Below are 11,084 nucleotides of genomic sequence, written 5' to 3' on the forward strand. Positions count from 1 at the left end.
ACCGATCGATCGTCGGAGAAAGTAGCAGTGCCATGGCCAAGCGCCTCGACATCAAAGACCTGAACGCCTACTACGGCAAGTTCCACGCCGTGAAGGACGTGACGCTCTCGGTTCCGCCGCGCAGCATCACGGCGTTCATCGGCCCGTCTGGCTGCGGCAAATCGACCGTGCTGCGCACCCTCAACCGGATGCACGAGGAGGTCCCCGGCGCGTATGCGGAGGGCAGCGTGCTCCTCGACGGCGAGGACATCTACGGCAAGGGCGTGAACCCGACCAGCGTCCGCACGACCATCGGAATGGTGTTCCAGCGCCCCAATCCGTTCCCGACGATGTCGATCCGCGACAACGTCGTCGCCGGACTCAAATTGCAGGGTGGCTGCTCCAAGAGTCAACTGAACGAGGTCTGCGAGCGCAGCCTGCGTGGGTCGAATCTCTGGGAAGAGGTCAAGGACCGCCTCGACAAGCCCGGTGGCGGACTTTCCGGCGGCCAGCAACAGCGACTGTGCATCGCGCGGGCGATCGCCGTGTCGCCGGATGTCTTGCTGATGGATGAGCCGTGTTCGGCGCTCGATCCGATCTCGACCCTGGCCATCGAGGATCTGATGGGCGAGCTCAAGAACGAGTTCACGATCGTCATCGTCACCCACAACATGCAGCAGGCTGCACGCGTGAGCGACCAGACGGCATTCTTCAATCTCGAAGGCGTCGGACAGCCCGGTCAGCTCGTTGAGCTCAACGACACCGAAACGATCTTCTCCAACCCGACCAAGCGCGAGACCGAGGACTACATCTCGGGCCGTTTCGGCTGAGCGCGGGCCGGTTCACAGACCCCGGCTCACATGGTGACGTAGAGAATCACCAGCAGGGCCAGCAGCGACAGGATCACACCACCGTAGGCGATGAACTGGCGGCCACGGCCGGCGTGCGGATCGTCGTCCTCATCGGCGACGGCGTTGAAGTCCGGCTCGGGGTAGTGCAGGCCCATGGCGAGCTACCCTAGCCCCTCGGCGCCCGCCGGTGCACATCGATGCCCCCGCACATCGGCGCTCGCCACATCGATGTGCGGGGGCGGGGGCTCAGACCTCGAGCTGCTCGAGGGTCTTCCCGGTCGCCTGGAACACCACGCGGCGTCCGATCATCACGGCGTGGTCGGCGAAGCGCTCGTAGTAGCGCCCCAAGAGCGTGATGTCGACCGCGGCGGCCACCCCGTGCTTCCATTCGCGGTCCATCAGCACCGTGAAAAGATGCCGGTGCAGATCGTCCATCGCGTCGTCGTCCTCTTCGAGACGGATGGCTGCCTGCGGATCCTGGGTGTCGAGCGCCTCGCGGGCGTTGCGCGCGAGATGTACGGCCAGCCGGCCCATTTCCGCGAAGTAGCCTGCAACCTCTTCGGGCAGGGCCTTGGCGGGATGCCGGCGGCGCGCGACCTTTGCGACGTGCAGCGCGAGGGCGCCCATCCGGTCGGCGTCGGCGACGATCTGCAGCGCGCTGATGATGCCACGCAGATCTCCGGCCACCGGCGCCTGGAGGGCCAACAGCCCGAAGGCCTGCTCCTCGGCGCGGGTGGTCAGTTCGTTCATCCGGGCGTTCTCGCTGATGACGTCTTCGGCAATGGCGAGGTCGGCCTGCAGCAGCGAGCGGGTGGCGCGTTCCATGGCCGAGCCCGCAAGATCGCACATCTCACCCAAGATGGCGTTGAGTGAATGCAGTTGTTCCTGGTAGGCGGTCCGCATGTATCAAGGCTACTGCCATGATCACGCGGGGTCTCTCCCCAACCCGGTGAACAGCCCGTGAACGGTGATCGGCGGGCTGTCGGTGGCCGGACCGGTCACGAACAGGTGGTGTCACCGGCGTTGGTGATCGCCAGGTCATTGGGCAGATCCGAGGTGTTGGATGCCGGTGGCAGTGCCGCCGCCGACAGCGTGGTGCCGACCGCGGGCGCAGTACCCACCGAGCCGTCGAAACCCGACCCGAGGATGACCTCGACGCCGGAGCGTACCGTCCGGTCGAGCTGAATCGATGCGCCCGGGAACATCTCTGCGACGGTGGCCGCCGAGTCCTCGGAACCGGTGCCGTAGCGGATCACCGTGTCGGAACGGTTCTCCGAGGCGTCGGCCACGCCCTGCACGTTGAAGCCCTGTGCGTACATCTGGTCGGACACCTCGCTGGCGACCCCGCTGCGGCCGGTGCCGTTGAGGACGCGCAACTCGACGTTACCGGGATTCTGGGCCGTGGCCGACACCCGCGACGGTGCGGGCGGGGGCGTCGGCGCGGGCCGGCTACTCGACGAGCTGGAACCCGACTTGTCGGCCTTCTCACCCGGAAGGGGCCGGTCGTCGATGATCGCGTTGAAGATCGCGTCGATCGCGTCGGTGTTGGGCAACTCGTTGTTGCTGCCGTCGGTTGCGGTTCCGGTGGTGGGCACGGTGATGAACGAGACCCGCCCGGCCTCGATGCCCTGCATCGATTCGGCAAGTTTCAGCAGCGACTCGGTGTTGACGTTGTCGACGTAGCTGTACTGGATGAAGGTGTTGACGATGGAGTTCAGTTTGGACGGGTTGGTCAGCACATTGCTCGACAGACTCGAGCGCAGCAGCGACGACATGAACAGCTGCTGACGCTTGATGCGGCCGTAGTCGCCGTTGCCCTCGGTGGAGACCATGCGTGCCCGCACGTAGTTGAGGGCACGCCCGCCGGTCAGCTTCTGCTTACCCGGTTTACGCAGGATCTGACCGAGCTCGTAATCGTAGATGGGCTGGGTCGAGCACACCTCGACGCCGCCGACGGCGTTGACGACCTTCTCGAACCCGGCGAAATCCATGCCGATGAAGTGATTGATGCGCAGGCCGCTCATCTGCGTGATCACCCGCACCAGGCACTGTGGTCCGCCGAAGGCGTAGACGCTGTTGAGCTTGACCTGGTTCTCGGCGTCGAGGGTGGCGCCGTAGGTGCCTTTGTCGTTGTTCCATTGTTGGCATTGCGGTCGATCGACCTGCAGGTCCCGGGGGAAGGAGACGGCGACCACCCGGCTGCGGTCGGCCGGGATGTTGACGAGGATGACGGTGTCCGAGCGGGCGCCCTCCGCGTCGGCGGTGGTCCCCGCCCCGACGTCACCGTTCTTGCCGCTGCGGGTGTCGGTGCCGACGATCAGGTAGTTCTCGTCGCCGTACTGGGCGTTCTTGTTGCGGATGTTGGCGTCGTCGGTGTTGACGGCCATGATGTTGCGCCAGTTGCCGTTCACCGACTTCAGATAGCCCCAGACGAAGCCGGTACCGACGAGCGCGACCACACACGCCAGGGTGACCAGGATGCGACCGGTGACGGTGACATTGCGGCGCATGATCTGTCGCCGGCCACGCGGCGGAACCCGGCGGGGCTGCGACCGGGCCATCGCCGTCAGGTCGGGGGTGCGCTGCAGCGGCGGGCCGGCAGCCGCGCTCGTCGTGGGTTCGGCGGGTTCGGTGGTCTCGACGGGGGTGTCGTCGGCTACCGACGGCTCGGCTTCCCCGACGGGCCCGGGGACGATCGGTGTGCCCTGGGCCCGTGATTCCTCGGAGACCCGGCGTGCGGTCGCCTGATCGGAGAGGTCGACGCCGGTCGGGGGGTCGGTGACCGGCGGGATCTTCTGGGTCACGTCGGCGGGCTGGTACCGATCGGGGGGCGGGGCCGGTGTGCCGGTGTCCGGGCCGGTCCCACCACGGATGGGGCCGATCGCCTCGGTCGGCGCGTCGTCCTGCGGGGGACGCGCCGCCGCAGTCGGTCCGGCCGCGGGACGTGGCCGTCGCAGACGGGGCCGGCTGGTGGGAATCGCCTGGGTGGGGGAGTCGTCGTCGGCGGCACCAGGGGCGGCCGATTGGCTCTCGGCCGCGTTCATCTGTTCCATCAGCTGGCGAACGGTGAGCCGGTCGCGGCCCCGGACGAACCGGTCGGCCGAGCGCGGTTCGCGCAGACGGTTCGCGTCGGCCGAGCCTCCGGACTCCGGCCCGGCGGATCCCGAACCGAGGTTGTCGTCGGCGCGGCGGCGGTCGCCTCGGTCCGGGCCGTCGTCGCCGTCACCCGGCTGTGTGCCCTTGTTCCGCGTCCAACGACTCAACTGACAGTTCCTCATGCCCCGGAAGTTCTTGTGGACCGCGTCGTCGGGGCTCAACGCAAGCGGCACGCACCACTGTGGGGCCTTGCTCGGCAAGGCCTTGCGACATCTTACTTACTATTCGCCGCCCGGCATTCCCGCCGGCCTGCTGGCGGGTTGGTGGTGGCCCTAGCCGCCCGAATGCATCACCTCGGCGCCGGCCGGCACGACGTCCTCGTCGGGGTCGTCGAGCCAGCCCTCGGGCAGCGCCACCTTGGCCGGCGAACCCTGACGCCCGCGCGGGCCGTGACCATCGTCGGGAAACGGGGTGTCGGCGGGCAGCGAGCCGACCAGCTCGCGCAGCTGCCCGAGCGTGGTCACCAGCGAAAGTTGTTGGCGCAGATCCGAACCCGCCGGGAAGCCGCGCAGATACCACGCGACGTGCTTGCGGATCTCACGCATGCCCTTGTCCTCGCCGTGATGGTCGGCGAGCAGCTCGCCGTGCCGCACGATGATCGCTGCGACCTCGCCCAGGGTGGGTGGGGTGGGGGCGGCCAGCCCGTTGAGCTCGGCGGCGAGCTCGGCGAACAGCCACGGCCGGCCGAGGCAGCCACGGCCGATGACCACCCCGTCGCAGCCGGTCTGCCGCATCATGGCCACGGCGTCGGCGGGCTCGAAGATGTCGCCGTTGCCGAGTACCGGGACGTCGGTGATGTGCTCTTTGAGCCGGGCGATCTCATCCCAGTCGGCCTGCCCGGAGTATCGCTGTGACGCGGTACGGGCATGGAGCGCAACAGCTTTCGCGCCCTCTGCGGCGGCGATCCGGCCGGCGTCGAGGTGCGTGTGGTGTGCGTCGTCGATGCCGATGCGGAACTTCACGGTGACCGGGATGTCGGTTCCCTCGGTGGCACGGACCGCGGCGGCGACGATGTTGCGGAACAGGGTCCGCTTGTAGGGGATGGCCGAGCCGCCACCCTTTCGGGTGACCTTGGGCACAGGACAGCCGAAGTTCATATCGATGTGGTCGGCGAGGTTCTCGTCGACGATCATCTTCGCGGCCTCGTAGGTGTAGCGCGGATCGACCGTGTAGAGCTGCATCGACCGGGGATTCTCGTCCGGGCCGAAGGTGGTCATGTGCATCGTCACCGGGTGCCGCTCGACGAGTGCGCGCGCAGTCACCATCTCGCAGACGTAGAGCCCGGACACGGTGCCGGTGCGGGCGAGTTCGAGTTCCCGGCACAGCGTCCGGAAGGCGACGTTGGTCACCCCGGCCATCGGTGCGAGGACGACCGGGCTCGACAACTCGAACGGGCCGATGTGCAGGCCAGACGGGTTCGCGCCAGATGGGGTTGGGCCAGACGGGGTTGGGACAGACGGGTTCGCGACAGACGCCGAACCGGCGTCCTCGATGGTCGAGGACGCCGGTGCGGTGGAAGTCGGTGCGGTACTCAGGACGCCCGCTGCTCCCGCTTCTTGGCCTCACGGGCGAGGGCGCGGTCGCGCATCTCCTCGAATCGGATCGTGTCCTTCTCGAGTTGCCCGAGGAAGGCGCTGAGCTCCTCGCGGGCTCGTTCGCCCTCGCTGCCCAGGTCGTCGCGGTCGAAGACGTTCCACTTGCGCAGTACGGGCTGCACGACCTCTTCGAGGTGCTGGCGCAGGTCGTAGATGCCGTGCTTGGCCATCAGCACGCCATGCCGGCGGAAGTTGGGCATTCCGGCGCCGGGCATCTGGAAGTTGGTGACGATGTCGGTGACCGCGCGCAGGGTCTGGTCGGGGGCGATGTCCATGCCCGCGGCGCAGATGTTGCGGTAGAAGATCATGTGCAGGTTCTCGTCGGCGGCGATGCGCTGGAGCATCTTGTCGGCGAGGGGGTCCTTGCAGGCCTTGCCGGTGTTGCGGTGGCTCACCCGGGTGGCCAGTTCCTGAAAGGTCACGTAGGCGACGGAATGCAGAAGGCCCATGTTCTGGCCCTTCTCCATCAGCTCTTCGACGCGGTCACCGGCGGCGGACTCCGGGGAGTAGCCGTTGGTCATGTGAACCATGCGGTCGGCCTCGAGGGCGGCCGGGTCGACGCCGCGGGTGACCACCAAGTAGTCACGCATGACGATCGAGTGCCGGTTCTCCTCGGCGGTCCAGCGGCCCACCCAGTGGCCCCACGCGGAGTCCATCGTGAAGTTGTTGGCGATCACGCGGTGATACGAGGGGAGGTTGTCCTCGGTCAGCAGGTTGGTGATCATCGCGGCCTTGGCGACCTCGTCGAGCTGCGATTGTTCGGGGTCATAATCGGTGCCGCCGAGCGCTGCGTAGTTGCGGCCCTCGTCCCACGGGACGTAGTCGTGTGGGTTCCAGTCCCGGGTGATGTTGAGGTGCCGGTTCACGTTGTCTTCGGCAACCGGAGCGAGTTCCTGCAGAAGCTCCAGTTGAGTCAGTTCACGTGCCATGTGGGTTCCTCCGAACGGTGGTCGCATACGTGTGAGGCGCGGTGCGCACACGCTCTGTGTTGGTACAAGCGGTCGGTACCGGGGGTTTGGGTCGCTGCCAAAGGGTACGGCATATACCAAACCCAGCAAAAGCCGCTACTTACGGCATCGTAACCAGATGTCGCGATCTTGTCTCCGGCGAGCCATCACGATGTTCATCCCCCGTGATCACCGGCGCGCGGCGAAGGCCGGCCCGATCCGGTGCATCCATTGCGCCGCGCTGTCGTCGAGCGTACCGAGGTCGGCGGCCTTTTCACACCATCGCATGGCGGCGGTGCCGAATTCGAGCGGGTTGTAGACGTCCTCCTCGCACGACCACAAGCCGTCGCCGGCGTAGGTGAGGATCGTGATGTTGGTGGCCGTGATCAGGCTGCCGTCCCCGGGATCGCGCATGGGATTGTCCACTTCGCTGATCACGCGGGCCGTCGAGGCGTCGACGACGTGCCACAGCGCGGGGAAGCCGGTCATGTGACTTCCCGGGAAGGCGGTCATCGTCCGCCAGATCCATGATCGGATTTCCTCCCGCCCGTGCATCGTGCCCAACGCATGCTCGATGTAATCGGCATCGGTGGTGAACAGCTCGGCGTACCGGTCCCAATCCCGGCTGACGCCGACCTCGGCGACGGTCTGCTGGAATGTCGCGAAGGCATCGGTCAGCTCGTGGGCACTGAACCGGCCCTGGGCGGCAGAGAGATCTTGGGCATGAGACGAGTTGGACACCTGTCCACCCTACGGCCGGTGGACAGTCGAATCGGTCGAATCGTGCAATTGCTGAAGAAGGAGAATCCGGGGAGCAGAATGGTTGTGGCCAAGGGGCCGTCACCGGAGTCTGCAAGCGCTTCGGCCGAGAACAACTGGAGGTCCGCAATGCAGCGGTTGAGTGGATTGGACGCGTCATTCCTGTATCTGGAGACACGCTCGCAGTTGATGCACGTCGTCGGACTCCTCGAACTCGACCCGAGCACCATTCCCGGTGGCTACAGCTTTGCCCGGATGCGCGGGCAGATCAACCGACGAGTTGCCGCGATGCCGGTGCTGCGGCGCAAACTCGAGAACTCTGCACTCAACATCGACCATCCGGTCTGGGTCGAGGACGATCACTTCGACATCGACCGGCACGTGCACCGCGTGGCACTGCCGTCCCCCGCCGGCGACGGTGAACTGCACGAGCTGTGCGGGCATCTGGCGGGGCAGACGCTCGACCGCGGCAAGCCGTTGTGGGAGCTGTGGATCATCGAGGGCAGCGCCGACGGCAAGATCTGCGCATTCCTGCGGATGCATCACGCCAGTGTCGACGGAGTCACCACGGCCGAGGTCCTCGGCCGGCTCTGCAGCCTGACTCCCGAGGAGCCCGACCCCGAACCGGAGAAGCTCGAAGAGAACGCGGGCGGGGCCAACCGCACGGGCATGGTGCTCTCCGGCGCACTCAACTACTTTGTGCAGCGGCCTGTCGCGATGGCCAAGCTCCTGCCGCAGACGGCAAGCGTGCCCGTCGAATGGTTCCGCCGTTCCCGCTCCCACACCGCGATGCCCGTCCCGTTCGCCGCTCCCCGCACCGTGTTCAACGGCCCGATCTCCCCGCACCGCAGCATCGCGACGACTCAACTGTCGCTCGATGACGTCAAGCGGGTGAAGAATCGCTTCGGGGTGAAGTTGAACGACGTTGTGCTCGCGATGGTGGGCGGTGCGCTACGTGAATACCTCGCCGACCACGGCGACCTGCCGGGCAGCCCGCTGGTGGCGCTGGTCCCGGTGTCGGTGCATGGTGCCGACGAAACCGACCTGATGGTCAACGGCACCAACAAGGTGACCGGAATGTTCACCGAACTGCCCTCCGATATCGCCGATCCGGTCGAGCGTCTCGAGCGGGCGGGCGAGTTGGCGCGCCGCGCCAAGGAGCATCACGCGGGCATCGACGCCAACATTCTGCGGGCGTGGGCGCAGTTCGCACCGGGCGCTGCGTTGTCGACGCTGATGAAGTTCTACGGCGATCGCAAACTTTCGTTGAATCACCCGCCCGTCTACAACGTCACGGTGTCCAACGTCGCCGGCCCCGACTTTCCGATGTACTTCTGCGGGGCGCGGGTCAACGCCATCTACCCGCTCGGCCCGATCTTCCACGGGTTGGGACTCAACATCACCGTCTTCTCCGTCAATGGGCATCTCAACGTCGGCATCTTGACGTGCCCCGACGAGGTGCCGGATGTGGAAGTGATCGCGATGGCCTTCGATCACCAGCTCAAGGAGCTGCTCGAGGCGTGTGACGACTGAATTCGCGGTTCCGCGGCAGCGCCCGCACTAGGCTGAGGGGCGTGTCTGTCTATGACCATGGGTTCGCGCGGGTCACCGGAGCTGTCCCGGTAGTTCGTGTCGCCGACCCGAAAGCCAACGCCGAGACGACGATCGACCTGATGCGGCAGGCCGCCGCCGACGGCTCCTCATTGGTCGTCTTCCCCGAAATGGGTCTGTGCGGCTACAGCGTCGACGACCTCGTCCAGCAGGACGCGGTGCTGTCGGGCTCTCTGCGCGCGCTCGCCGAGGTCATCGCGGCCAGTGCGGGTCTGGCGCCGCTCGTCGCGGTGGGGCTTCCACTCGTGGTCGGCGACGGGCTCTACAACTGCGCCGCGGTCCTCCGCGACGGCCGGTTGCTCGGCGTGGTCCCGAAGTCGTATCTGCCCAATTACCGGGAGTTCTACGACAAGCGTTACTACGCCGCCGCCCGCGACGCCCCGCGCGAGTCGGCGACGGTGCTCGGCACCGAAGTGCCCTTCGGGGCGGACCTGATCTTCGAGGCCACCGACCTCCCGGGCTTCGCGCTACACGTGGAGGTGTGTGAGGACGGATGGGTGCCGATCCCGCCGAGTGTATGGGCATCGCTGGGCGGTGCCACCGTCCTCGCGAATCTGTCCGGCAGCCCGGTGACGGTGGGCAAGGAGTCCTACCGAACCCTCTTGGGCACCAGTCATTCCGCGCGCTGCGTTGCCGCGCACCTGTACGTGGCGGCCGGCTTCGGCGAATCGACCACCGACCTCGCGTGGGACGGTGACGCACTCATCGCCGAGAACGGCTCGCTGCTGGCCCGCAGCCGCCGATTCGAGTTCGGCGGCCAATCCATCAGTGCCGATATCGATCTCGATCGCCTGCGTCAGGAGCGGATGCGCATGACGAGCATGCGTGACCAGGTTGGTGATCATGCCGATGATCTGAAACGACTGCGGCGCATCCCCTTCTCATTCGGTACGCTTCCGGGCGCCGGTGCCCGGGCCGACGCCGCCGATGCGACCGGCAGTGCCGACGTCCTGCGCCGCGGCATCCCACGATTCCCATTCGTGCCCAGCGGCACCGGCGATCTCGCCGAACGCTGCCGCGAAGTCGGCAACATCCAGGTACAGGGCCTGGCGGCCAGATTGCGTGCGATCGGGCTGGACAAGATCGTCATCGGGGTATCCGGTGGCCTCGACTCCACGCTGGCGCTGTTGGTTGCCGTCGACACCTTCGATCGACTCGGTCTGCCGCGCACCAACATCCTGGCTTACACGATGCCCGGCTTCGCGACCGGCGATGCCACCCTGCAGCGCGCACACGCGCTGATGGATTCCCTGGGTGTCAGCGGCGCGGAGATCGACATCCGGCCGTCATGCGAGCAGATGCTGGCCGACCTCGACCACCCGTATGCCCACGGCGAGAAGGTCTTCGACGTCACCTTCGAGAATGTGCAGGCCGGTGAACGGACGTCACATCTGTTCCGGCTGGCCAACCATAACGGCGGGATCGTGCTCGGCACCGGCGACCTCTCCGAGCTGGCGCTCGGCTGGTGTACCTACGGTGTGGGTGATCAGATGTCGCACTACAACGTCAACGCATCTGTCCCGAAAACGCTGGTGCGCCACGTGATCCGGTGGATGATCGACTCCGGCGAGTTCTCGGATACGACCAGCAAGGTGCTCGCCGAGATCCTCGGTGACGTCATCTCGCCCGAATTGGTGCCGCCGGGTGCCGACGGCGCGATCCAGTCCACCGAGGATGCGGTCGGGCCCTACGAATTGCACGACTTCTTCCTCTATCACCTCACCCGCTTCGGCTATCGCCCCAGCAAGATCAACTTCCTCGCCCGGCAGGCGTGGGGTGCCGTCGACCGCGCGCCGTGGGACACCGAGCCGCTCCGCGACCGCAACGTCTACGACGACGCGACCATCGAGAAGTGGCTGACGGTGTTCTGTCAACGGTTCATGGCCAATCAGTTCAAGCGCTCCGCGATGCCCAACGGACCCAAGATCGGTTCGGGCGGTTCGCTTTCGCCACGCGGTGACTGGCGGTCACCGTCGGACGCGTCGTCGCAGGCATGGCTGGACGAGCTGCACGGCGAGTGAATAAGCCGAGGCGGGTTCTCTGTGGAGTTGTCAAGGTACGGATGCGGTCCCGGTGGGCCGGGTGCAGGTCGGGAAAGTGTTGTGGGGAAGTGTGTTCAGGCGGCGACGTTGTCGAGGCGTAGGGTGCGTCGGTGGTAGGCGGGAAGTGGTCGGCGGTGTGGGTCG

At 66.6% G+C, this 11,084-nt stretch carries 9 protein-coding genes; 3 read left to right on the top strand and 6 right to left on the bottom strand.

Annotated elements, in window-relative coordinates:
- Positions 1-32: 32 nt before the first annotated feature.
- Positions 33-809, top strand: a complete 777-nt coding sequence (pstB, locus tag ACPXB3_RS19920; RefSeq protein WP_425706254.1) for a phosphate ABC transporter ATP-binding protein PstB — start codon at positions 33-35, stop codon at positions 807-809.
- 26 nt (positions 810-835) lie between these two features.
- On the opposite strand, the gene ACPXB3_RS19925 is transcribed toward pstB, so the two are convergent.
- The 6 genes from ACPXB3_RS19925 to ACPXB3_RS19950 form a co-directional block, all read right to left on the bottom strand.
- On the bottom strand, positions 836-985 hold the full coding sequence (locus tag ACPXB3_RS19925; RefSeq protein ID WP_425706253.1) for a hypothetical protein: 150 nt from the start codon (positions 983-985) through the stop codon (positions 836-838).
- 91 nt (positions 986-1,076) lie between these two features.
- Positions 1,077-1,733, bottom strand: coding sequence for a phosphate signaling complex protein PhoU (gene phoU / locus ACPXB3_RS19930; RefSeq protein ID WP_425706252.1), 657 nt, complete (start codon positions 1,731-1,733; stop codon positions 1,077-1,079).
- Positions 1,734-1,828: 95 nt separating this feature from the next.
- Positions 1,829-4,093, bottom strand: a complete 2,265-nt coding sequence (locus tag ACPXB3_RS19935; protein ID WP_425729242.1) for an LCP family protein — start codon at positions 4,091-4,093, stop codon at positions 1,829-1,831.
- Positions 4,094-4,258: 165 nt separating this feature from the next.
- Positions 4,259-5,392 (bottom strand): tRNA dihydrouridine synthase DusB, encoded by a 1,134-nt coding sequence (gene dusB, locus ACPXB3_RS19940; RefSeq protein ID WP_425729256.1) that lies wholly within the window; start codon positions 5,390-5,392, stop codon positions 4,259-4,261.
- A gap of 125 nt (positions 5,393-5,517) precedes the next feature.
- Positions 5,518-6,510, bottom strand: coding sequence for an acyl-ACP desaturase (locus ACPXB3_RS19945; RefSeq protein ID WP_425706250.1), 993 nt, complete (start codon positions 6,508-6,510; stop codon positions 5,518-5,520).
- Positions 6,511-6,717: 207 nt separating this feature from the next.
- Complete coding sequence (locus tag ACPXB3_RS19950) at positions 6,718-7,269, bottom strand: nuclear transport factor 2 family protein (protein WP_425706249.1); 552 nt, start codon at positions 7,267-7,269, stop codon at positions 6,718-6,720.
- A 147-nt stretch (positions 7,270-7,416) separates the two neighbouring features.
- On the opposite strand from ACPXB3_RS19950, the gene ACPXB3_RS19955 reads away from it, so the two are divergent.
- Entirely contained in the window at positions 7,417-8,820 is a 1,404-nt protein-coding gene (locus ACPXB3_RS19955) for a WS/DGAT/MGAT family O-acyltransferase (protein ID WP_425706248.1), read from the top strand.
- A 41-nt stretch (positions 8,821-8,861) separates the two neighbouring features.
- Positions 8,862-10,919, top strand: a complete 2,058-nt coding sequence (locus ACPXB3_RS19960) for an NAD(+) synthase (protein ID WP_425729244.1) — start codon at positions 8,862-8,864, stop codon at positions 10,917-10,919.
- Positions 10,920-11,084: the final 165 nt, after the last annotated feature.

The sequence above is a fragment of the Gordonia sp. DT219 genome (assembly GCF_049847065.1).
In the GTDB taxonomy this organism is placed as follows: domain Bacteria; phylum Actinomycetota; class Actinomycetes; order Mycobacteriales; family Mycobacteriaceae; genus Gordonia.

Bases quoted from the DNA above. Each gene is read 5' to 3' on its own strand.
- ACPXB3_RS19955 (WP_425706248.1), top strand. From the start codon at position 7,417: ATGCAGCGGTTGAGTGGATTGGACGCGTCATTCCTGTATCTGGAGACA.
- ACPXB3_RS19945 (WP_425706250.1), bottom strand. From the start codon at position 6,510: ATGGCACGTGAACTGACTCAACTGGAGCTTCTGCAGGAACTCGCTCCG.
- phoU (WP_425706252.1), bottom strand. From the start codon at position 1,733: ATGCGGACCGCCTACCAGGAACAACTGCATTCACTCAACGCCATCTTG.
- ACPXB3_RS19925 (WP_425706253.1), bottom strand. From the start codon at position 985: ATGGGCCTGCACTACCCCGAGCCGGACTTCAACGCCGTCGCCGATGAG.
- pstB (WP_425706254.1), top strand. From the start codon at position 33: ATGGCCAAGCGCCTCGACATCAAAGACCTGAACGCCTACTACGGCAAG.